Here is a 22920-nt window from a genome sequence, read left to right on the forward strand (position 1 = left end):
AGCCCGTCACCGCGACGGGTTCAGATGAAAGGAGACAACCCCATGAAGTCCAAACTGGCCACACCGGGTATCGGTGCAGACCTGCCCGCTTCCAGCGATATTTCAAGCTTCGAAGCGAGGACCTACGCAAAGGTCGCTCGGCGCCTCATTCCGTTCCTGATGCTCTGCTACCTCGGCGCATATCTCGACCGGGTGAACGTCGGCTTTGCGAAGCTGCAAATGCTCAATGACCTGCGCTTCTCTGAAACCGTATATGGCATCGGCGCGGGCATTTTCTTTCTGGGCTACTTCCTCTTCGAAGTACCCAGCAACGTGATTCTGCACAAGGTCGGCGCTCGCAACTGGCTCGCCCGCATCATGCTGACCTGGGCCGTGATTTCCGCGAGCTTTGTGTTTGTAAAGACACCCACAATGTTCTACGTTCTGCGGTTCTTGCTTGGCGTCGCAGAAGCGGGCTTCGCCCCGGGCGTGATTCTCTATCTCACGTACTGGTTCCCCGCAGCCCGGCGCGCCAAGGCGCTTTCCATGTTTTTCATGGCAATTCCACTGGCCGGTATCCTCGGCGGTCCGCTGTCAGGCTGGATTATGCACGCTTTCCAAGGCGCTCATGGGCTCGAAGGGTGGAAGTGGCTGTTCATGCTGGAGGCCCTGCCTTCGTTGTTCCTCGGCGTCGCAATCTTCCTGTATCTCGACAACGGAATCGCTAGCGCCAAATGGCTTTCCGACGAGGAGAAATCCCTGCTCAAACGGAACGTGGACAGCGACCGTACGAAGGCGACGGAACACGTTTCCATTAGCGCTTTCGTCGGCGACCGTCGTCTGTGGTTGATGGCCGGAATCTATTTCTGCGTCGTGCTCGGACAGTATGGACTTACCTTCTGGTTGCCCACTATCGTTCGGCGCACTGGTGTTGCAGACCCGTTGTGGGTAGGTGTTCTGACTGCAATTCCCTATATCTGCGCCATCATCGCCCTGCCCATACTCGGAGGTAGTGCCGACAAACGTCGCGAGCGCCGATTCCACCTCGCGATTCCGATGCTGGTCTCCGCGGCCGCTTTTGCAACGCTGCCGATGCTGGGAAGCGTAGGTGCGTCGATTGTATGTGTGAGCATCGCCGCGGCGGGCATCCTTGCCTCGTCTTCACTTTTCTGGGCGCTGCCCACTGCGGTTCTCGGCGGCATGTCTGCTGCTGCCGGAATCGCCGCGGTTAACTGTTTCGCCAACCTCGCCGGCTTTTTCTCGCCCGCCATCGTTGGGTGGCTCAACGACCTCACTGGCAAGGCGACCGCGGGACTCATCTTTATTTCGACGGCCGTAGTGCTGGGCGCGGTGCTGGTTTTCTTCGTGCCAGCCAAGACGGTCAATCGCTGACCAAACTCTTTCAAGGAGACGAGTAAATGAGTACAACCGTCATCGAGGATGTATCGCTCGCCGAGCGCGCTTATCGCATCCGACGCAATGCCCTGCTAATGGGCGAAGTGCAGGGCCAAGGTTATATTGGTCAGGCGCTGGACATCGCCGACGTTTTGGCTGTCTCGTACTTCGGCGCAATGAACTACCGGTCGGCCGAGCCAGATTGGGAGGACCGTGACCGATTCCTGCTTTCGAACGGTCACTATGCCATCGCACTGTACGCTGCGCTCTTTGAAGCCGGCATCCTTCCGCAGGAAGAACTCGAGACGTATGGCAGCGATGATAGTCGCCTACCGATGTCTGGTATGGCTAGTTACACCCCCGGCATGGAAATGTCTGGTGGTTCTCTCGGTCAGGGGCTGACCATTGCTGTAGGCCGGTGTCTCGGCTTGAAGCGCAAGGGCTCCAAATCCTTTGTGTACACGCTGTTTTCCGACGGCGAACTCGACGAAGGAGCAATTTGGGAAGGCCTTCTCTCTGCCGCTCACTGGAAGCTGGATAACCTCATTGCAATGATTGACGTCAACAATCAGCAAGCCGACGGTCCCTCAACGCAAATCATGGCTTTTGAGCCTCTCGTCCCTAAACTCGAGGCGTTCGGCTGGTATGTGCAGCGGGTCAACGGAAACGACATCAATGCCGTGAAAGACGCGTTCGATAACGCCCGGAATCTGACGGAACCGAAGCCGCGAATCATCGTCTGCGATACGAAGATGGGGTGTGGTGTTCCTTTCCTTGAGCAACGGGAAAAGAATCACTTTATTCGCGTCGATGCACATGAATGGAAACTGGCACTGGATGCACTTGATGAAACTTTCGCAGGGAGAAAAGCATGAACTCGGTTGTCGATAAAAAACCTCGTCTGAAAACGTCCGCGATGATCGCTTCCATCGCTGGCGAAGGTCAGGTAACCCGTTCAGCTCCATTCGGTCACGCACTCGTCGATTTGGCTCGCAGCAAGAAGAACGTCATTGGTATCACGGCCGACTTGGGCAAATACACCGACCTTCATATCTTCGCGAAAGAATTCCCGGAACGTTATTATCAGATGGGAATGGCAGAGCAGTTGCTAATGGGCGCTGCGGCTGGTTTTGCTCACGAGGGAGCGCAGCCGTTCGTCACCACCTATGCCGTGTTCGCAACTCGCCGCGCGTACGATTTTATCCACCAGACAATCGCCGAAGATGACCTCGATGTCAAGATCGTTTGCGCTTTGCCCGGACTGACAACGGGATATGGTCCGAGCCACCAGGCGGCCGAAGACCTGGCGCTGATGCGGGCGATGCCGAACATGACGGTAATTGACCCATGCGACGCGCTCGACATCGAGCAGATGGTACCTGCCATTGCCGCACATAAAGGTCCCGTGTACGCACGCCTGTTGCGCGGCAACGTTCCGGCCGTGCTCGACGAGTACAACTACAAGTTCGAACTCGGCAAAGCGAAAATGCTGCGTGACGGCAACGATGTGCTCATCATCTCTTCCGGCATTATGACGATGCGCGCCTTGGAGACCGCGAAGGCTCTGGAAGCCGACAAAGTGGACGTCGCCGTGCTGCACGTTCCAACCATCAAGCCGCTCGACGCTGAAACCGTTATTCGTGAAGCAAAGCGAACGGGGAGAATGGTTGTGGTCGCCGAGAACCACACCGTCATCGGTGGCTTGGGTGAAGCTGTCGGGACGACTCTCATCAGCGCCGGCGTGTCGTGTACGTTCAAACAGATCGCGCTACCCGACGCATTCCTCGATGCCGGCGCACTACCGACTCTTCACGACCGTTACGGCATCTCGACCAACGTCATGGCTGCCAACATCAAGCAGTGGCTCGCATAGTCGGAACTGTTGGCACCGGACAAAGGCATCTGAAGGCTGACAATAAGGCCTACTCAAGAGACTGGTAGATGCCAGCCTATGCGCTGCCAAGCGCTTACAAAAGCCCGCCATTGAAGGGGGCTATTTCGTTGAGTCTCCAGTCCGAGCCAATGCCCCGCGACCTTCTGCCTCGACAAGGCGCCTTCCGGGACTCAGCGCCGGCTCCCGTCCGCGACGGGAAATCGACACGCGAGTCAACGAAAGCGCTGATCTTTCACCTGGGGTAACCATCCGTCATGCAGGTTAATTGATCCGCTGATAATGGGCGGGTTACCTTACGAAACTCAGCGTCATCATCCGCTCGGAGTCGGGGCACTGGGCTCCGCGTTGGAGCAGCCTGCGGAGGTAGCACGCGTCAAGCTGATCGAGGAGGCAACCATGTACGACATCGAATCAATGAAACGAGATGGCCTGGTTTTTGATGTGCCGGAGGCATTTTCGACGCGGGCGACGATTGCAGGTATGGAAGCCTACAACGCGCTGTGCGCAGAAGCAGAAAAAGACTACGAAGGATTCTGGGCGCGCCTCGCCCGGGAGAACCTTTTGTGGTCAAGACCAAGATCATGCGGCGACTGCTACGCTCGCTGGCTAAAGGCGAAGCAATCACCCAGGATGTCTCGACTCTGGAAAATCCCGCTATTCTGGGGCAACTGGGTGAGGCGTTCTAGCGTCGACGTATACTGAGGGATCGTATCTGCGCCCTCGCGTTCGCGTGCGATCAACGAGTCACCATGGCAATCCCCCGCCTTTTCCCGGCGAAGCCGAATGAGCGAAGATCGCCGTCTGGCCACGGAAGGATGCGGGGCAACGCTATTGTTACCCGTTAGCGCGAATCGATCATCCCAATTCCGACACATCCAGAGCCAGAGATGCGCGACCGAATCGACGACGAGATCACTTTTCGCAAGCTTGAAGTCCTGCTCGCGTTCATGGAGACGGGCAACCTGTCAAAGGCCGCCGAGGCCCTGGACGTCAGCACGGTCAGTGTGCACCGGGCGCTGCACTCGCTCGAACAGGGCGTGCGCTGTGCGCTGTTCCGGCATGAGGGCCGCAATCTGAAGTCGACGGAAGCCGCGCAAATGCTTGCCGACGTCGCTGAAGAAGTGCTCACGCTGATGTCCGACGGCATTCGCGCGACGCGCGAGGCCGCGGGTTATTCGTCCGACCGCCTGAAAATCGGCTCGCTGTACTCGCTGACGATCAAGACCGTGCCGGGCATCATCATCGACCTGAAGGTGCGTCGTCCAACCCTTCAGGTCGAACTGGTGCTCGGGTCGAATGCCGAGTTGCTCGACAAGCTGAAGCAGGGTGCAGTCGATGCGGCGTTAATGGCCGTCCCCGAGGGCGAATCCGAAGTCGACTCGTTGCCGCTCTTCGAAGACGACATCTTTTTCGCGGCACCCGCAAACTCGCGCTTTGCAAATCAGGAGGCCGTCGACCTGAGGGATTGCCGCGACGAGACATTCGTTTCGCTCGGCGAGGGGTTCGTCACGTATCACGGCTTCCTGGACGCGTTTCGCGTGGCGGACTTCACGCCGAACGTGACGATGAAGGTCGGCGATATCTTCTCGCTGATGAATCTGGTGAGCGGCGGGGTCGGCTATACGCTGTTGCCGGGCCGCGTGCGCGGCGTGTTCGGCGACAAGGTGCAATTCATTCCGCTCAAGCCGCAATACCTGATGCGTCAGACGATCGGCGTCAGCTATCTGCGCGCACGTGAACGCGATCCGAATCTGCTTGCGCTGATGGCGGTTTGCCGTCTGCGAACCCGCCACGCCGACTGAAGCCCAGTCGGCGTTCAGCCGTCATGCGTGCGAGCGTTCGCGCTCGATCAGCATACGAAGATCCGGCAATGCGGTTTCGCTGCTGCTGACCGCGACGCCTTGATCGAAGGCTGCGCGAGTCATGCGGGTCAATACGCTGCCGCACGGCATCTCGATCGCGAGGCGGGCGCCGCGCTCCCAAGCGAGCCGCATCGTGTCGAACCAGCGGACCTGCTGCGCCATGTTGCCGGCGAGATCGGTCGAGATGCGTGGACCGTCGAACAGCGGCCGCGCAGCGCTGCTGCTCAGATACACCGCGCGAGGCGCATGCACGGTGACCTGCGCGAATGCTTCGGCGAGTGCGGCGGCTGGCTCATCGAGCAACGCGCAATGAGATGGCACGGCGACGTCGAGCCGCTCGCAGCGTTGCGCGCCGTGTTCCAGTGCAAGCGCAGCGAGCTCATGCATCGCAGTGTCGCTGCCGGCAACCACCATCTGTGTCTCGGCATTGAGGTTGGCCAGAAAGACGGGCGTGGCCGCGCGGTTGACCCGCGCGATCAAAGCTTCGAGCGGTCGCTGTCTGAGGCCGACGATCGCCGTCATCCCATAGCCGCGCGGGTACGCACGTTCCATCAACTGGCCGCGCAGTGCAACCAGCCTGACGGCATCCGCATAGCGCAGCGCGCCGGCTGTCACCGCCGCCGGGTAGGCGCCGATCGAAAGACCCGCGACGATGTCAGGCTCGCAGCCGCACGCTTTGAGCACCCGGGCCTGCGCGACGCCCGCCATCAACAGGCAGAGCTGAACGGCGATGGTCGAGCGCAGTGAAGCGGCGTCATCGAGCGAGCGGACATCGTAGCCGAGCGTATCACTGGCCTCTTCGAGTGCGCGGGACGTTTCGATGTGATCCGGCAGCGCATCGAGCATGTCGCTCTTTTGCGAGCCCTGGCCGGGGAAGGTGAACAGGATACTCATGACGTTCGCGATGGAGACGGGGCGTGACGGACCCACGGGTTAGCGGCGAGCATGGGCCCCTGACCCGTTTTCAACAGCACGCGGTCCGCGAGCCCTGCCCAATCAGCGAGCGCAAAGCCGGCATCACCCGTATCGACCTGTATGTCGACGCGTGTGCCAGCAGCCTGAACAACAGAAAGAATCGAGCGCGCATGGTCGCGAGACAACGGCTTTGCGGCGCACAGAAGCAGATCGAGGTCGCTGTCCGATCGCAGTGTGTTGATGCCGCTTGCTAACGCGAAGCCGACGCTGCCGGTGATGCCCCACGTCAGCTGCAAGCGGTCGAGTTCAGGCGCAACGCGGTTCAGCGCCCTCACGCAGGGAAGTTGCGCGAAGCCTGCATGACGGCGCCAGGCCCGTGCTTGCGCAAGCGATTCCGGTGTGACACGGCGCCGGACGCGCTCGCGCGGCACATACCCGGCGAAGCGCTCGCTGCGATCACTTCCGCGCAAACCGACAGGCACCATCCCATCGTCGACAACCGTTTCGCGACGCACCACAACCGGGGCAAGAGTCAGCCATGTGCGCGTGGCCCAGGCAGGAACCGGCGAAGTCGATCGAAGGTCGTGCCCGTCACCGATCCACAGCAGATCGTGCGGGCGGAACGTTGCGTAAGTGGCTCGAGCGGGGCGCATGCCGATTTTCCTTGAAGCTGCGCTCACGCGTTCATCAGCGCTCTCGTCGCAAAGAACAGTACCGACGGTCCGAGCAGGCAGCCGACGCCCGTATGGAACGTCGCGATCAACGCGCCATACGGCACGAGCCGCCGATCGGTGGCGGCCAGCCCCGCGCTGACGCCGCTGACGGTGCCAGCGAGGCCGCCGAAGATCATCGCCGAGCGGGGCGTCTTCAGCCCCATGAAGCCAGCCGCGATCGGCGTGCCGATCATGACGATGATCGCCTTGATCAGGCCCGTTGCGATGCTGAGCGCGATCACGTCCGAACTTGCGCCGATTGCCGCGCCCGTCACCGGCCCGACGATGTAAGTGACGGCGCCTGCACCGATGGTCGTCATGCTGACGGCGTCGGTATAGCCGAATGCATGCGCGATGCTCGCGCCGACGATGAACGGCAACAGCGTGCCGAGCAGCAGCGACACCGCGCCGATGAGCCCGGCCTTGCGCGCCTCGTTCGCCTGCACTTCGAATGCGGTGGCGACAATGGCGAAATCGCGCAGCATCGCACCGCCCATCAGGCCGACACCCGTGAAGAGCGGCAAATCGGCGAGCCCTTTTTGTCCGCCCGTGAAGAGGCCGCCGAGCCAGGCGAGTGCGAGGCCGATCACGATCGCGATTGCCGAGCCGTGCACGCGTCCGCGCGTCAGCGTGCGCGAAATCAATGACGACACCCACATGATCAACCCGACCAGCGCGAACGACGTAACCAGACCGTTCTGAACAAACACTTTCTCAAGCATGTGCAACATGACGGACTCCTGGTTCAGATTTCTTCGAGGTGCGGCGCGCTCACGAGCGAAGTGCTGTCGCGACCGGTACGGGAAAGAACGGCAATGCAGCATGCGCAGACGGCCGCCGCTCCTAGGGCCGAAAGCAGTGCGGCCGGGCCGCCCTTGATCGCCGCGACGACGTTCTGGTTCGCAGCCATTGCGACGACCACGGGGATGTACATCGCGCCCCAGAAGCCGACGCCCGCTTCCGTTTCTTTCGGCAGCAACCCTTTCCCATGCAGATAGAGGCGCAGAAAGATCAGCAGCAGCATGGCGATGCCGACGCCGCCGACATTCGTCTTGACGCCGATCGCGACCCCAAGCAGATCGCCCAGAAAAAGTCCGGCCAGATGGCAGAACGCGAGCAATGCGGTACCGTAGATGATCATGTGTTGTCTCCGATGATTGATTTGTGGACCTCTGATGGGTCGTTGCAGGCTCGGGAAGGTGCCCGACGTGGCCTCTGGTGCCACATCGGAGCCGAGGTCATGGCTGGTTCAGCGGCCATTGCTCGCGCAACTTCTGCCGTACCGTCACGGATGCCGCACGGTGGGGGCTTGCAAGCCGCCCGGCGAGGCCGTGCGACGGGTCGGCGCGAATGTCGGCAAGCGCATCGTGCAGGGCCTTTTCGATCGTTGTCTGGTCGGCGCCGCTGGGTGCCTCCGCGTTGCTCACGTGAACGAGCTTCCACAGCAGCCCGAGCGACGCGTAGTTGTCGATGTCGTAGGCCATCGGCGGCACCTTCGCGGCAAACGCTTCGAGGTCGGCCACCGTGCGCAGCGTGATGCGCGCGGCGGATTCCTTACCCATCGCATGCACCATGACCTGTGCATCGGCAAGCGCGATCAAACGGTTCGCCTGATAGCCATGCGCGAGAAACGCGCCTGACACCGCACGCCCGACGATCAGCCCGATCACGGGATGACCGGCCAGACGCGCACTTGCGTATGCATCGGCCGCGCCTGCCAGCGCCTGATGAATGCCGTAGGCTTCCTCGCGCCGCCCATACGCCTGGCTCGCGACATCGATGATCGCAACGATCGGGCGCTTCTCTTCGCGTGCCGCATCGGCGTCGATCACCTCGCGCACCGCGCGCGCCAGTTCCCATCCTTCGATCAACCCGACCTCGCCGCCGCGTACGCGCGGGAACGGATGGTCGGGCGTGGGCACCACCGCGATATAGCGGGCCGGGTGTTCACCGAGCCGCGCATCGACCACCCGTACCGAGGGCGGAAAGCCATGCTGCAACGGTGCGCTGTAGGTGAGCGCGTCGAGCCAGACGGCGCCCCGTGCGGAAAGCTGTTGTGTGCTCATCACTGAAACCCCTTGCCGTAGATTGCGGCCACTTGTTCCGGTGTTGCCTGCACGCCCGGATCGATTTCGGAAAGCCGCTGCAGAAAGCCCGCGACCCGTTCGCTGCGACACACGGGCGGCCGTCCCGTGCGAAACAGCTCGATGACGGCCGCGCGGATCGCATCGGTATCGTCGGCAGCGTAGACGTCGACGAGGCCGGTGCGATGACGCTGCTCGCAGCCGGTGAAGCTCCAGATCATCGGGCGGTCGCGGGAGTCGAACTCCGCGATGCCGGCCTCCTGTTCGATGACGGCCGGTCCGTTGAGCCCGAGACGTGCTTCGCGCGTGCCGATCAGATAGCTGCAGAGTCCCGCCGAGATCGACATGCCGCCGTAGCAGCCGATTGGACCGGCCGTGATCCCGATCACTGGTTGATAGCGCCGCAAGTCGACGATCGCGGCGTGAATCTCCGCGATGCCGGCGAGCCCGAGGTTCGCCTCCTGCAGGCGCACGCCACCCGTCTCGAACAGAATCACCGCGCGTGTGGGGATGCCGTTGCGGTTGTCCTCGGCGGCAAGTTCGAGGCTGCCCGCGATCTTCGCTGCCGACACCTCGCCCATGCTGCCGCCCTGGTAGCCGCCGTCGATGGCGAGCACGACAGCGGGCTGGCCGTCGATCAGTCCTTTGGCGACCACGGTGCCGTCGTCAGCCTGCGTGACGATTCCTTGCCGCGCGAGCCATGGTGAACGTACGCGTTCGAACGGATCGAGCAGTTCATTGCAGCTGCCCGCATCGAGCAGTCTCTTTGCGCGGCTGCGCGCGTCGAGCTCGATGAAGCTCCGACGCTCGAGCAGTTCCTGTGTATCCATGATCGTTATGCTCCGCCCGTTGATTGCAGTTGTTCCAGCACCTGGCCGATGCGCATTTGCACGACACCGGGCGTCGCGCCGGAATCGTTGATTTCGAGCCGTGCGGCGGGCAGTGAGCCGTCGCCGAAGATGCGCTCCAGCACGGCTTCCCAGATACGGCTCTTGCCGTCGACGGTCGTCGTGATGTTGACGACCGTGCGTTGCGCGTTGTTGGCTTCGAGCAGGACTTCGAGGTCACCCGACGCGACCACGCCGGCAATTGCGCGGCGTGGCGCGGGCTGTCCCGCCGGGAACTCAAAAACGAGGGTTTCCATGAACTTTCCTATGCGTTTGCCGCGTTGAGCGTCGTAGTGGCGGCGTTGACTTGAAGCCGGTCGAGGAACAGGGCTGCGGCGAGCAGATCGGCGGCGCCGCCGGGCGACACATGCAGTTCGACGAGACGCCGATCCAGCGCCTTCAGATCACGACGGCCAGCCAGCGCAGCGGCGCCGCCATGCGCGAGCACGCGCTGCGCGCCGCTCTGCATCTGCGCGAGCGCGCTGAGGCCGCCGCGTGCGAGCACGCAGGTGTCGTCGAGGCTTGCCATCACAGCGAGCAGCGCGTTCAATCGTGCGGCTGTCTCGCTGTCGCCGCGTTGGCGCGAACGGAGGAGTTCCGGCAACGCAATCTGCACGACGTGCGGGAAGTCGGCCTGAGCCTGTCCGCGGGCGCCGCCGACGTTGTATTCGACGCATGCCTGCTCGCCCTTGTGGCCCGTTTGCAGCGGCGCGCGCGGGTCTGCAATGCGCGCGATCTCGCCAGCGCGCGCGGCGATCGCATCGGCGGCAAGGTCGTCTGGATTGCGGGCGGCTGCCGTCACCAACAATCCGAGCGCCCAGATCGCTCCGCGATGCGTGTTGACGCCATGCGTCGCCTCCATCATCCGTGCTTCGCCGTCGCGGCCGATGGCGCCGATGCGCTCACGCAATTCAGGCAGCGGCCGCGTTTCGATGCCCGCCCGAGCCAGTTCGACGAAGGTCGGCTGCAGCGCCAACGCCGATTTGCACATGAGCTGCCAGTCGAGGTCGTGATGCGCGCCCTGACTGCGGATATCGACGAGTCCGGGTTTCGGCGCAAGCGTCACTTCGTCGATCAGCGCGCCGACCACCTGCGCGCCGAAATGCCCGGCAAAGTCGGCTGTAGCGCGTTGCAGCGGCGCATGGATTATTGCGAGGTTCTCGCGCATCACCAGCTCCGGTAGCGTGCGGGCGGCTCGTACAGTCCGTCTGACCAGTCGACGAGATCCGCAATGCTCTTCGCGGCAAGCAGCGAGCGGCTTGCTTCACCGCGGTGAACGCCGAGGTCCTCGGGCAGTGCGATCAGACCGTCGCGCCGCAGTACCGCGCGCTTCTCTGCGCTGCTCGAAAGGCCGATCGGCGTGACGCCCGCGACGGCTGCGATCATTGCCTTGCGTTGTTCGAGCGAATCCGCCTTGTACAGGTACGCAATGCCTTCCTCGGTCAGCACATGTGTGACGTCGTCGCCGTAGATCATCACCGGTGCGATCGGCATGCCCGATTCGCGCCCGACTTCCACCGCATCGATCGTCTCGACGATGGTCGGCTGGCCGCCCGCCTGAAACGTCTCCACCATTTGCACGACCAGCTTGCGGCCGCGCTCGAGCGGGCTGTCGGTTTGCAGCAGATCGAGCCAGGCAGGCGTCGCATGACGGCGGCCGTGCGGGTCGTGGCCCATGTTCGGCGCACCGCCGAAGCCGGCCAGTCGCCCATGCGTGACGGTCGATGAGTTGCCGGCTCCGTCCATCTGCAGCGTCGAGCCGATGAACATGTCGATCGCGTACTGGCCAGCGAGTTGCGACATCGCGCGATTCGAACGCATCGAGCCATCACGCCCCGTGAAGAACACATCGGGCCGCTGCGCGACATAGCCTTCCATCCCCAGTTCGCCGCCAAAGCAGTGCACACTATCGACCCAGCCGGTTTCGATTGCAGGGATCAGCGTCGGATGGGGGTTCAAGGTCCAGTGCCGGCAGATCTTGCCTTTGAGCCCGAGCTTGTCGCCGTAAGTGGGCAGAATCAGTTCGATCGCGGCAGTGTTGAAGCCGATGCCATGATTGAGCGATTGCACCTGATGCCGTTCATAGATACCGCGAATCGCCATCATCGCCATCAGGACATGAATGGGCGTGATCAGACGTGGATCGCGCGTGAACAGCGGCTCGATAAAGAACGGCTTGTCCGACTGGACCACGAAGTCGATCCATGAACCGGGAATGTCCACACGCGGCAGGTCTTTCGGATCGTCGACGATCTCGTTGACCTGTGCGATCACGATGCCATCGCGAAACGCTGCCGCTTCAACGAGTGCGGGCGTATCTTCGGTGCTCGCGCCGGTATACAGATTGCCGTCGCGATCGGCCTTGTAGCCGGCGACCAGCACGACGTTCGGCGTCAGATCGACATAGAGCCGGCCGTACAGTTCGACGTAGGTGTGGATGGCGCCGATTTCGAGAATGCCGTCCTGCAGGAACTGCGAAATGCGCAGGCTTTGTGCGCCGGCGAAGGCGAAGTCGAGTTTTCTTGCGATGCCTCGCTCGAACAGGTCCAGATGCTCGGCGCGGCTCACGCTCGGAATGATCAGTTGCAGGTCGTGAACGATTGCCGGGTCGACCTTGGCGAGTGAGCGTGACAGGAAGTCGGCCTGTTTCTGGTTGTTGCCCTCGACGACAACGCGATCTCCCGGCGCAATCAGGTTTTGCAGGACTTCGACGATGCGGTCGGTGGGTAACACCGCGCCGTCGGCGATCGATGCAACGCGCGCGAGGCGCCGTTGCTTTTCCGCCCGGCGGGTGGCCCACCGGGACTGGTTTGGACTGGACATGGGTTCTCTCGCTCAAAACATAAGGCGAGTCTAGGGAGCGAGGGGTGCCCATTCAATCAAGTCCAGGGTTCGACTGTTACTCCGACGCTAACGATCTTCAACGCGGGAAACGCAGCGTTTTGCGCGGTTAATATTTATATACGGGTCGAGTCGAGGCTGCGAACATTTCACGTTCCATCTGGGCGGCCCGACTGAGGTACTGCGTGCGGGCAGCGCCTTCGCCGCTAAAGGCTATGAATCGTACTGGGGTCCGGGCCGCCCGCCATCAGTTTGGTTCGAACTGGGTCGGCGTGAGCGGGGGCAACGCGCGGCACCCAGGAGTCATCGATTCGTTGCCGAAACCAAATGGCGGTCCGTAAAAGCGATCATATGGCCCGCGACAGTGCTCTATCTGGTTTCGCAGCTTTCCGTTCCACTGAACGTGCTGCTGATCGCGATCACCCGACATGGCTCAAGGTTTTCCAGTTTGAGGTGGAATGGCGCGAGCTCGTTCCGGCAAGCCGGGTCTGAGTCGGCAGATGTCCTGAAGCAGGCGGTCGTACAGGAGAGCCGCACGCAGCTCATGATCGCGGGCGCGAGCCGTTCAGCCTCCACGGATAATGCGCTCACAGACCTTGGTGCTCGCAATGAGCGGGCATCGCTGAGTTCGCGCCTGCCTGTGACGATACGGGCGCGTCGTCCTCTGTACCCGCCAGTTCCGCTTCGATCTCGCGCAAACGATGCGGCGCGAACACGCGCAGCGCGACGAACCATCCGAGTCCCGCCAGCAGCAGTGCAGCGAACACATAAGGCAAGATCGCGTAAGCGCCTGGCGCAGCCGGATAGACGCTGCCAACGAACGGAATCCCGATCAGCACGACGGCAATCACCGTGATCGCAATATGCGGCGGTTTCAGTTCACCGCGTTTGCGCAGGAACAGCGGCGCCGCGATTGCCACGACCACGTAGGTCAGCAGAAAGCCGAACGTGGCGATCGTGCTGAGATAGCCGTATGAATCGAAGAGCGACGTGCCTGCGAATTGAAACGCAAGACCCGTGACCAGCGAGAACAGCGCGACAAGCGTAACGGCGACATGAGGTGTCGCGTTGCCTGCGTGGGCACGGCCTGTTGCCGCATGCAACAGACCTTGACGTGCAAACGTATAGAGCAGGCGCGCGGCAGCATTGATCGACGAAAAGAACGCCGCGAAGAAGCTCAATGCGACGCCCACGTCGATAAGAATACCCACTGCGCCGAAGCCGATGCCATGCGCGACCGACGACAGCGGCGCGCTGACCTGATCGAGCGGTGTCGCATCGCCATGAAACAGCGCGACGAGACCATACGATGTCACGAGAAACAGCGCAGCCGGCCCGAGAATACTGACGATGACGGCACGCGGAATCAGCCGGAACGGTTCTTTCGCTTCGATCCCGAGCGCCGTCACGCTCTCGAAACCCGTGAAGCTGAAAAACGCCAGCACCATACCGAGGCGTAACTGATCGGGCTTCACGCCGTCGAGCGTCAACTGGCTGCTGTCCGCCCAGCGATGCTTCGCAAACAGCGCCACGACGATCACGAGCAGAATCAGTGCGACTGTCGTCAATTCGATCCACAGCGTGGTGCGGGTGGACAGGCGGATGTCGCGATACGCGATGAACCACGCCGCCAGTGCGATGATCGCCGTAAGCGCCACCGAAACTGGCAGCCATGCGCCCTTGGCCCCCAGCACGCCGACATCTTTCAGCAGGACCACTGTCTCGTTGACGGTGCCTTGCAGAATGCCGGCCGCGCCGATCGAGTAGGCGATCAGCAGCGACCAGCCTGCCACGACGCCCCAGATCGGTCCGATGCCGCGTGCGGCATAGGTGTACAGCGCGCCCGGCGAAGCGGTGCGTCTGGCGAATTGCGTGATGCTCCATGACGCGAACAGCAGCCCCACGGTCGCGAACAGATAGGCCAGCCATGTGCCGTTGCCGGCCGTGGCGAAGACAGCGGGCACGAGCAGGCCGGCGCCGCCCGCCGCGCCGACCAGACCGATCGATTGCGCGATCAGTTCCGACAAGGACAGGTAGCCGCGGCGCAGCGTGCCGCCGCGGTGCGTATCGACGGTAATGTGACTCATCTGTAGAGGTGCTCCAGGAATATGAACGGCTTAATGAATGAAATGCCGGGAAGCGCTTACCTCACCGTTTCGGCTTCGGCATGGGCAAGATTGGCTGTCACGAACTGCGCCTGTTGCGACTCGCGCTTGACCCGCTCGATATCGCGAAAGCGGCTGGCAGGATGGGTCTGCGGCAGGCGCGCGCCGCCGCCGAACAGCTTCTCGCGCAGCGTGCCGGGCGTGTAGGCAGTCGGATAGACGCCGCGGCGCTGCAACTCGGGTACGAGGTAATGCACGACGTCTTCGAACGTTTCGTGCGCGATCGCATACGCAAGATTGAATCCATCGACGCCCGTTGCCTCGACCCATTGCTGGAGGATGTCCGCCACCGTCGAAGGCGAGCCGACGAACACGGGGCCCATGCCGCCGACGCCGCCCCAGATCGCCAGTTCTTCAATCGTCCATGCCTTGTCGCCGCCCGCCAGATGCTCGACGGCCGAGACGATGGCGTTGGTTTCGACGCGTCTCACGAGATCGGTGGGCGCGTACTGGCCGAAGTCGATACCCGTCCATCCCGACATGAACACGAGCGAACCGTCATACGACACGTAGCGCTTGTACTCTTCGAACTTCGCCTGCGCCTTCGCATCGGTTTCGTCGACGATCACGGTGACGAGGTTGTAGATCAGCAGCTTGTCCGGGTCGCGTCCCGCTTCCGCTGCCTGGCGTCGCACATCGCTCACGTAGTGCTTCAGCACGGCTTGCGTCGGTGCGGCGACGAACACGCATTCGGCGTGTTGCGCGGCGAATGCCTTGCCCGGTCCCGACGCGCCCGCCTGAAATAGCACCGGCGTGCGCTGCGGTGACGGCTCGCAAAGGTGATAGCCGGGCACGTCGAAGTACTTGCCCTTGTGGCCGATTTCGTGGACCTTCTCCGGATGCGTGAACACGCGCTTTCCACGGTCTCGCACGACCGCGCCGTCTTCCCAGCTTCCTTCCAGCAGCTTGTACAAAACTTCGACGTATTCCGTCGCGACTTCATAGCGGTTGCTGTGATCGCGCAATCCGCCTTCGCTGATGTTCTTCGCGCCGCTCTCCAGATAGGACGTGACGATATTCCACGCGAGCCGTCCGCTGGTGTGATGATCGGCGGTCGAGAGGCGGCGCGCGAAGGTGTACGGATGCTCGAAACTCGTCGACGCCGTAATGCCGATGCCAAGGTGCTCGGTCACCATCGCAATCGGCGCGGCGAGTTGCAGCGGATCGTTGACGGGAATCTGCGCGGCCTGATGCAGCGCGTGATAGTTGTTGCCCTTGTAGACGTCGTAATAGCCGATCACGTCGGCAATGAAGATGCCGTCGAAAATGCCTTTCTCCAATACCTTCGCGAGATCGGTCCAGTATTCGAGATCCTTGTATTGCCACGAGCGGTCGCGCGGATGCGCCCACAAACCCGGCGACTGGTGACCTACGCAATTCATTTCGAACGCATTGAAGCGAATGGGTTTGGTCATGACGCTCACTTGCTCCCACGGCCAGGGCCGTTGCCGATGCTCCAGTTAAACGGCGGCTCCTTGCCGTTGATCACCCAGTCGCCGACGATGCGCGCCTTATAGACGAGCGGGTTGTGCGACGACACGGTGCGCGCGTTGCGCCAGTGACGGTCGAGCGCCTGCGTGGTGCTGGTCGCCGACGCACCGAGCGCATCGAACAGATGCGTCGCCGCGCGCAACACGAGATCCGACACGACTAGCTGGCTTTGCGCCGATTCGATTTCGGCATCGACGTTGGCGCGATGCTCCGCTTCGGCATCGTCGGAAAAACGGGCTTCGTACGCGCGTTGCAAGGGCTGCGCCGCCTGCCCGGTCAGAGCCTGTGCTGCATAGGCCCATGACGCGATTTCGCCCGCCACCTGCTGGATCTGCGCATCTTCGCTCACGTGCTGCGCGTTGCCGTGGCTATAGATACGCTTGCGTTGCCGCACCAGTGTGCCGACATCGCGCATGGTGGCCGCACCAATGCCCGCCAGTGTCGCGACGTGCACGAGCTGATAAAACGCGGTCTGATACTTGAAGCGCCGCTCGAATGGGATGACGTTGTGTTCATCGACGCAGGCATTGTCGAATACCGTAGTGCCGCTGCCCGTGGTTGTCTGGCCGAAGCCGTCCCAGTCGTCCTTGCGTGTCACGCCGGGCTGATTCGTGCTGACGGCGGCGATCACGTCGCTGCCGTCTTCCTCGCGTTTCGCGAGCACGTCGATCCATTCCGCAAAGATGCTGCCCGTGCTGTAGTACTTCGTGCCGTTCACCACGAACTGGCCATCGCGTCGGGATACCTTGGTCGACAGCGTGCCGACGGCGACATCGCCCACTTCGGACCACGCGCTGCCCACCAGTTGCCCGCTCACGAAGCGGTCGAGCCAGGTATTGCGTTCATTACCCGGCGGCACATTCAGCCAGTCTTCGACGAAAGCGAAGTGTGCGCGCAACGCCTGCGGCAGATTCGAATCGGCAGCGGCGAGTTCGATCAGAAGCCGAAACAGTTGCGGCAACGATGCACCGGCACCGCCATGCGCGACAGGTATCCGCAATGCGCCGAAGCCCGCGTCCTTGAGCCAGCCAATCGCTTCATGCGGCAATTCGCGTGAACGGTCGCGCTGTGCCGCACCTTCGGCGATACGCGCAAAGATGGGGCGAAAGCGATTGGCGAGTGATTCGTAGTCGGTTCCGATGGAAAGATCGGCGGAGTGCGATGAGGTCATGCAGATCCTTTGAAATAACGGTAACGAAGCCCACGATGCGCATTGAGCGCTGAACTCAGGTGAGTATAAAAATCACCGCTTGCCGCTCGTAAATAACGGATTGGCAGATCGTTATCCGTATGGCGACTTTTGTCGGCGATAGCGGCGGTATGACTGCGGAGGCAGAAGTCCCCATCAATCGATTCAGAATACTAAGCATATGAAGAGCGATTCGTTTGCCACATGGATGAGTTTGTCTAGCATGAAAGGTCATGCATCGAAAAGCGATCCTCTCTGCAATGAATCAGCCTGTCCTGAAGGTCGTCTCTGTGACGAAGCGATTCGGCGCGACGACTGCGCTGACCCATCTCGACCTCGACATCCATGCGGGAGAAGTGGTGGCGTTGATGGGCGCAAACGGCGCGGGCAAATCGACGCTCGTCAAGATAATCAGCGGTGTCTATGGAGCGGATGGCGGTGCGCTGTCATTGCGCGGCGAATCCTTCGCGCCATCGTCGCCGCAGCAGGCCAAACGGCTTGGTGTCGCCACCGTGCATCAGAGCATCGCTGATGCCGTGGTGCCGAGCTTGTCCATTGCGGATAACCTGTTGCTCGACCCGCTTTGCGATGGGGCGTCCGCGTGGCGCATGACACCAGCGGCGCGCGTCGATGCCGCGCGGCCACTCGCGCAACGCGTCGGCCTCGATGTGGACCTGTCCGCGCCGTTGCATACGCTGTCGCTGGCAGGGCAGCAACTTGTGACGCTCGCGCGTGCATTAGCGGGCAATCCTTCGCTGCTGATTCTCGATGAGCCTACGGCGAGTCTCTCTGCGCCGGAAGCGGAGCGGCTTTTCGCCTTGATCGAGCGTTTGCGTTCCGACGGCGCGGCGATATTGCTGGTGTCTCACCGGCTAGGTGATTTGCGCCGCATCGCGGACCGCGTGACCGTCATGCGCGATGGCCGCATCGTGGCGGATCTGCGTCCGCCCATCGATTTCGACGCCGCGATAGAAACGATGATCGGCCATGCGCTGCCCGCCGATCGCGCTGCGGCGCGTGACCGCGATACACCGGGCAATACGTTATTCAGCGTGCGCGATCTCAAGCTGACGCCTGCCTCGATACCTTTCGATCTCGAGCTCGAAGAAGGCGAGATCGTGGCGATCGCTGGACCCGTCGGCGGTGGCAAATCGCGTCTCGCGCGCGCCATCTTTGGCGAAACGCGAGCCGTGCAAGGCGACATGCAGTTGCTCGGCAAGCCATGGCATCCACGTTCGCCCGCTGACGCGATTCGCGCGGGTGTCTACCTCGCAGGAGAAGACCGCTGGCGCTCGTCGCTGTTTCCGGACAGCGTGCCGTTCGCATCGATCGCGGGCACGCTCAGTTTTCCGTTTCTGTCCCGCTGGCATAGAGGCGGCTTCGTGCGCCGCGAGACGGAGCGGGCGGCGGCCCGCGACGCGATTGCCGCATTCGGCGTGCGTTGCACAGGACCGGACGACCGGTTGTCGCGTCTGTCGGGCGGCAATCAGCAAAAAGTCGTGCTCGCGCGCTGGCACACGGAACCATCGAAGCTGTTGCTGCTCGACGAACCGTTTCAGGGCGTCGATGCAGGCGCGCGCGCCGACATCGTCGCGCTGCTGCGCAAGCATGCGGCAGGGCGCGCAACGCTGGTGTTCGTCAGCGATCTCGAAGAAGCATTCGAAATCGCTGATCGCGTCGTGCATTTCGACCGCGGCACGACACTCGAGCGCGCGGCACCCGCCGATTCTTTCTCTTTTGTTGCTTTCACACATTCATGAAATCGACCAACCCGCCTGTGACGACGAACGTCCCTACCCAACCGACGACGCGCCCGCGCGCGGGCAGTCTGCGCGAGCATCTGGAACGCACGGGCATCCTGCTGGTGCTTGCGGTGCTGATCGTCGTGTTCGCGGTGCGCGAGCCTGCCTTTCTGAACGTCGACAATCTGTTGAGCATTCTGCAGGCCGTTTCGATCGTTGCGCTGCTGGGCATAGGCGTCACGATCACGCTGGCCGCAGGCGGCTTCGATCTCTCGGTGGGTAGCGTCGCGGCAACGGCGCAGATGGCCGCGAGCTACGTGCTGATCGTATGGCACGGCGGGGCGTGGAGCGCCGTGCTGGCCTGCCTCGCGCTCGGCGTGGTCGCGGGCCTGTTCAATGGTTTGCTGATCACACGTCTGCGCGTGCCCGACCAGCTTGCCACGCTCGGCACGCTGTTCCTGCTGGCGGGTCTGCAACTGATTCCGACAGGCGGACGATCGCTTGCGACGGGCACTGTGCTGCCCGACGGCACTGAAGCAACGGGCAGCTTTCCCGATCTGTTTCTCGCGCTGGGACGCTCGCGCCTGTTCGACATCGTGCCGCTGCCCGTTCTGCTGCTGTTGGCGTTGACGGCAGTGGCGTGCTTCGTGATGGAGGCGACGCGCTGGGGGCGGGTGATCTATGCAATCGGCGGCAACGAAACGGCCGCGCGCCTCGCGGGTGCGCCGACGGCCCGCTACCGCATCGCCGCCTATGTCGCGTCGTCGACGATTGCAGCGTTGGGCGGCGTGCTGATTGCGGCGCGCGTCGGCCGGGGCGATGTGAGCGCGGGGCATTCGTTGCTGCTCGACGCCGTTGCGGCGGCACTGGTCGGCTACGCGGTATGGGGTGCAAAGCGGCCCAACGTGCTCGGCACGGTGGTGGGCGCAGTGTTCGTCGGTGTGCTGCTCAACGGCCTCACGATGCTGAACGCGCCGTACTACATGCAGGATTTCATCAAGGGCGTGCTGCTCGTGTTTGCACTGGCCTTCACATTCAGCGTCGGCTCGCGTTCGGGCGCACGTGTGTGAGACGAGAAAACCATCTGCAATCCGACGTCATATCCATTTTCAAATCGCTCAGTTTGTGTTCGTGACGAGCGTTGCTAGATTGTGCCGATAGTCATCAAAGGGAGACATTCATGGCCGACACGGACGTAACGGATCAACAAAAGACGGATGCGAATGCTCGCGGGGTGCGCGTGATCGCCGACGATGCACAAGCCATTGCCGTCGCGCATGAGCTGGCGCGGCGCATCGCCGCGGGTGCTTCCGAACGCGATCGCGAGCGCCGTCTGCCGCGTGAGGAAACCGAGTGGTTCTCGCAATCGGGCCTGTGGGGCATCACAGTGCCGAAGGCGTATGGCGGCGCGGGTGTGTCGTTCGTCACGCTGACGGAGGTTATCAAGATCGTCTCTGCTGCCGATCCTTCGCTTGGCCAGTTGCCGCAGAATCATTTCGGCCTGGTCGATGTGATCGCGCTGACAGGCACCGAAGAGCAGAAGCGCTATTTCTTTGCGGAAATCCTGGCGGGCAAACGCTTCGGCAATGGCTTCTCGGAGAAAGGCACGAAGAACGTGCTCGACCTCAGGACCACGGTGCGGCGTGACGGCGACGACTATGTGATCGACGGCGCGAAGTTCTATTCGACGGGTGCGCTGTTCGCGCACTTCGTGCCCGTGCTCGGCCTCGATGAAGAACGCAAGGCGTGGCTCGCGTATATCCCGAAGGGCACGCCGGGTCTCGAAGTCATCGACGACTGGTCCGGCTTTGGCCAGCGTACGACTGCCAGCGGCACGGTCACGCTGGAAGACGTGCGCGTGCCGGCTTCTCTCGTGTTGCCCGCGCAGCGCGTATCGGACGAACCGACGCTCAATGGCCCCGTCTCACAGATCATTCAGGCTGCCATCGATGCCGGCATCGCGAGAGCCGCGATTGCCGATACGCTGGCGTTCGTTCGCACGCGCACGCGCCCGTGGGTAGACAGCGGCGTCGACAACGCCAGCGACGATCCCCTCACATTGCGCGAGATCGGCCGCCTGCATATCCAGTTGCATGCAGCCGAAGCGCTGCTCGAACGCGCCGCACGCGTGATCGACGAACTCTCGGCCAAAGGCGCGACCACGGAAGACGATGTCGCGCGCGCCTCGGTGGCCGTCGGCGAGGCGAAAGTGTTGACGACCGAAATTGCGCTGCTGGCGGGCGAAAAGCTCTTTGAGCTCGCCGGCACCCAGTCGACATTGAGCGAACACAATTTCGACCGTCACTGGCGCAATGCGCGCACGCATACGCTGCACGATCCCGTCCGATGGAAGTATCACCTCGTCGGCAACTACTATCTGAACGGCGTGAAACCGGCACGTCACGCATGGAACTGACGCTGCCGGTTATCAGGCATCACACAAGGGGACTTTCGATGAAATCGCTGTTTAAAAGCCGTTCGGTCTGGGTGCGTGCGCTCGGCGCGCTGACGTTGTGCTCGGCTGCCGTGCTCTCTGCCGTCTGCGCGCAGGCCGAGCCGCTCAAAGGCGCACCGGCGCCGTTCGACAAGGGCGGTGTGCGGATCGCGCTCGTCAACTATCTGTCGACGGGCGACTTCTTCCAGGCTTACGAAGCAGGCGCGCAGAAGCAGGCCAAGGCGCTGGGTGTCGACTTGCGCATCTACGAGGGCCGCCAGGATGCGTCGGAGCAGCGCGAGCAGATCCAGCAGGCAATCAGCCTGGGCGTGTCGGCCATCATCGTCAATCACGGCTTGCCGGAGTCCCTGAAAGACGTCGTGCAGCGTGCGCTGGACAAAGGCATCAAGGTCGTCGCCTTCGACGTCGATCTCGCCAACCGCAAAGTGCCGCAAATCGAGCAGAGCGATCACGATCTGGCGTCGCTGTTGCTCGATCAGGCTGTGAAGGACAACGGCGATGCGTTCGCAGCAGGTTACGTGTACGTGGCGGGCTTTGCGCCGCTCGACAGGCGGGACGCCGTGTGGCGCGACTTCAAGCGCGCGCATCCCAACGTGCAGGAGAAGGCGCGTTGGGGCACGGTCGATAATCCGATCGCGCAGTCCGTTGCGAATCAGGCGTCGGCGGCGTATCGCGCGCATCCGGAGATTCGCGTCGTGTTCGCACCGTACGACGAATTCGCGCGCGGCGCCAAGCTGGCCGCCGACGAGGCGAAGCTGTCGTCGAAGCTGCGCATCTACAGCGCGGACATTTCGACTGCCGATATCGAAGCGATCCGCGCACCCGGCAGCGCATGGGTAGCGACAGCGGCGACCAATCCCGCCGTGGTCGGGGCCGTGTCGGTGCGCGCGGCGGCGTTGCTGGTGGCAGGACAGGATCCGGGTCATCACATCGTGGTGAAGCCGACGCTGATCACGCGCGACGATCTGGTGAAGAACGACATCAAGACGATTGCGGACCTCGGCGCGAAATTCCCTGCCTTCCGTTCGAGTGATGCAGCCACGGCTGCGTGGATTCCTGCTGCGCAGTAAGCCGCGAGGAGCGTGACACAGGCTGGCACGATCGAAGCGTCACTTCGAACCGCTGCAAAACGAAGGCGGCGCGCAACCTGGGAGACATCATGCTGTTTTATCACCGTGGTAAAGCCGTCGAGACGTCGGCGGCGAAAAGAGGCCGGCTGTTCGCGTCGCGCGTATCGATTCTCGAGGAAGATGGCGAAGCGACGTCGCTGGGCGACCTGGGGTACTTCGCCAACCGGCAATCGGCCCT

The 22920-nt window shown here is 62.4% G+C and carries 21 protein-coding genes and 1 pseudogene; 10 read left to right on the forward strand and 12 right to left on the reverse strand.

What is annotated here, in order from left to right; translation table 11 throughout:
- Nucleotides 1-42 precede the first annotated feature (42 nt).
- The 5 genes from J8I87_RS01530 to J8I87_RS01550 all read left to right on the forward strand — a co-directional run bounded on the left by J8I87_RS01530 (nt 43) and on the right by J8I87_RS01550 (nt 5070).
- Nucleotides 43-1371: an MFS transporter gene (locus J8I87_RS01530; protein WP_209929661.1), complete on the forward strand. Its 1329-nt coding sequence runs from the start codon at nt 43-45 to the stop codon at nt 1369-1371.
- Between the two features lie 26 nt (nt 1372-1397).
- Nucleotides 1398-2249 carry a transketolase gene (locus J8I87_RS01535; protein ID WP_209929662.1) on the forward strand — a complete coding sequence of 284 codons (852 nt, stop codon included), beginning with the start codon at nt 1398-1400 and terminating at the stop codon, nt 2247-2249.
- Nucleotides 2246-3247 (forward strand): transketolase family protein, encoded by a 1002-nt coding sequence (locus tag J8I87_RS01540; RefSeq protein WP_209929663.1) that lies wholly within the window; start codon nt 2246-2248, stop codon nt 3245-3247. Before J8I87_RS01535 ends, J8I87_RS01540 begins: the two co-directional genes overlap by 4 nt.
- Before the next feature lie 417 nt (nt 3248-3664).
- Entirely contained in the window at nt 3665-3970 is a 306-nt protein-coding gene (locus J8I87_RS46210) for a hypothetical protein (RefSeq protein ID WP_409518716.1), read from the forward strand.
- A 185-nt stretch (nt 3971-4155) separates the two neighbouring features.
- Nucleotides 4156-5070, forward strand: a complete 915-nt coding sequence (locus J8I87_RS01550) for a LysR family transcriptional regulator (protein ID WP_209929664.1) — start codon at nt 4156-4158, stop codon at nt 5068-5070.
- Nucleotides 5071-5091: 21 nt separating this feature from the next.
- Here the strand turns inward: J8I87_RS01550 and mdcH are convergent, their stop codons facing one another.
- The 9 genes from mdcH to mdcA form a co-directional block, all read right to left on the reverse strand.
- A complete protein-coding gene (gene mdcH, locus J8I87_RS01555; RefSeq protein ID WP_209929665.1) occupies nt 5092-6024 on the reverse strand; it encodes a malonate decarboxylase subunit epsilon in 933 nt (310 codons plus the stop codon).
- Entirely contained in the window at nt 6021-6698 is a 678-nt protein-coding gene (locus tag J8I87_RS01560) for a malonate decarboxylase holo-ACP synthase (RefSeq protein WP_209929666.1), read from the reverse strand. The genes mdcH and J8I87_RS01560 overlap by 4 nt, the downstream gene beginning before the upstream one ends.
- A 23-nt stretch (nt 6699-6721) precedes the next feature.
- Nucleotides 6722-7489, reverse strand: coding sequence for a malonate transporter subunit MadM (madM, locus tag J8I87_RS01565; protein ID WP_209929667.1), 768 nt, complete (start codon nt 7487-7489; stop codon nt 6722-6724).
- Between the two features lie 14 nt (nt 7490-7503).
- Nucleotides 7504-7899, reverse strand: a complete 396-nt coding sequence (gene madL, locus J8I87_RS01570; RefSeq protein WP_209929668.1) for a malonate transporter subunit MadL — start codon at nt 7897-7899, stop codon at nt 7504-7506.
- A 97-nt stretch (nt 7900-7996) separates the two neighbouring features.
- Nucleotides 7997-8824 (reverse strand): biotin-independent malonate decarboxylase subunit gamma, encoded by an 828-nt coding sequence (gene mdcE, locus J8I87_RS01575; protein ID WP_209929669.1) that lies wholly within the window; start codon nt 8822-8824, stop codon nt 7997-7999.
- Nucleotides 8824-9672 (reverse strand): biotin-independent malonate decarboxylase subunit beta, encoded by an 849-nt coding sequence (locus tag J8I87_RS01580; RefSeq protein ID WP_209929670.1) that lies wholly within the window; start codon nt 9670-9672, stop codon nt 8824-8826. The genes mdcE and J8I87_RS01580 overlap by 1 nt, the downstream gene beginning before the upstream one ends.
- Nucleotides 9673-9677: 5 nt before the next feature.
- Nucleotides 9678-9986, reverse strand: a complete 309-nt coding sequence (locus J8I87_RS01585) for a malonate decarboxylase subunit delta (RefSeq protein WP_209929671.1) — start codon at nt 9984-9986, stop codon at nt 9678-9680.
- Nucleotides 9987-9994: 8 nt separating this feature from the next.
- Complete coding sequence (locus J8I87_RS01590) at nt 9995-10897, reverse strand: triphosphoribosyl-dephospho-CoA synthase (protein WP_209929672.1); 903 nt, start codon at nt 10895-10897, stop codon at nt 9995-9997.
- Complete coding sequence (gene mdcA, locus J8I87_RS01595; protein ID WP_209929673.1) at nt 10897-12552, reverse strand: malonate decarboxylase subunit alpha; 1656 nt, start codon at nt 12550-12552, stop codon at nt 10897-10899. The genes J8I87_RS01590 and mdcA overlap by 1 nt, the downstream gene beginning before the upstream one ends.
- A gap of 151 nt (nt 12553-12703) precedes the next feature.
- Here mdcA and J8I87_RS44400 point away from each other — a divergent pair.
- Nucleotides 12704-12836 (forward strand): annotated as a pseudogene (locus tag J8I87_RS44400) (glyoxalase); the annotation flags it as partial.
- A 321-nt stretch (nt 12837-13157) separates the two neighbouring features.
- On the opposite strand, the gene J8I87_RS01600 reads toward J8I87_RS44400, so the two are convergent.
- From J8I87_RS01600 to J8I87_RS01610, 3 genes are read right to left on the reverse strand one after another with little or no spacing between them, the layout of a single operon-like run.
- Nucleotides 13158-14657, reverse strand: a complete 1500-nt coding sequence (locus J8I87_RS01600; protein ID WP_209929674.1) for an APC family permease — start codon at nt 14655-14657, stop codon at nt 13158-13160.
- Between the two features lie 56 nt (nt 14658-14713).
- On the reverse strand, nt 14714-16150 hold the full coding sequence (locus J8I87_RS01605) for an LLM class flavin-dependent oxidoreductase (RefSeq protein ID WP_209929675.1): 1437 nt from the start codon (nt 16148-16150) through the stop codon (nt 14714-14716).
- Between the two features lie 5 nt (nt 16151-16155).
- Nucleotides 16156-17397 carry an acyl-CoA dehydrogenase family protein gene (locus J8I87_RS01610; RefSeq protein WP_209929676.1) on the reverse strand — a complete coding sequence of 414 codons (1242 nt, stop codon included), beginning with the start codon at nt 17395-17397 and terminating at the stop codon, nt 16156-16158.
- A 278-nt stretch (nt 17398-17675) separates the two neighbouring features.
- Between J8I87_RS01610 and J8I87_RS01615 the strand changes: the two genes are divergently transcribed.
- From J8I87_RS01615 to J8I87_RS01630, 4 genes are all read left to right on the forward strand, one after another.
- Nucleotides 17676-19175 carry a sugar ABC transporter ATP-binding protein gene (locus J8I87_RS01615; RefSeq protein ID WP_209929677.1) on the forward strand — a complete coding sequence of 500 codons (1500 nt, stop codon included), beginning with the start codon at nt 17676-17678 and terminating at the stop codon, nt 19173-19175.
- Nucleotides 19172-20227, forward strand: a complete 1056-nt coding sequence (locus J8I87_RS01620) for an ABC transporter permease (protein WP_209929678.1) — start codon at nt 19172-19174, stop codon at nt 20225-20227. Before J8I87_RS01615 ends, J8I87_RS01620 begins: the two co-directional genes overlap by 4 nt.
- Before the next feature lie 110 nt (nt 20228-20337).
- Complete coding sequence (locus tag J8I87_RS01625; protein ID WP_209929679.1) at nt 20338-21573, forward strand: SfnB family sulfur acquisition oxidoreductase; 1236 nt, start codon at nt 20338-20340, stop codon at nt 21571-21573.
- A gap of 38 nt (nt 21574-21611) precedes the next feature.
- A complete protein-coding gene (locus J8I87_RS01630) occupies nt 21612-22682 on the forward strand; it encodes a substrate-binding domain-containing protein (RefSeq protein ID WP_209929680.1) in 1071 nt (356 codons plus the stop codon).
- The last annotated feature ends 238 nt before the right edge of the window (nt 22683-22920 follow it).

This window comes from Paraburkholderia sp. LEh10, from assembly GCF_017814945.1.
Taxonomy (GTDB): Bacteria; Pseudomonadota; Gammaproteobacteria; order Burkholderiales; family Burkholderiaceae; genus Paraburkholderia.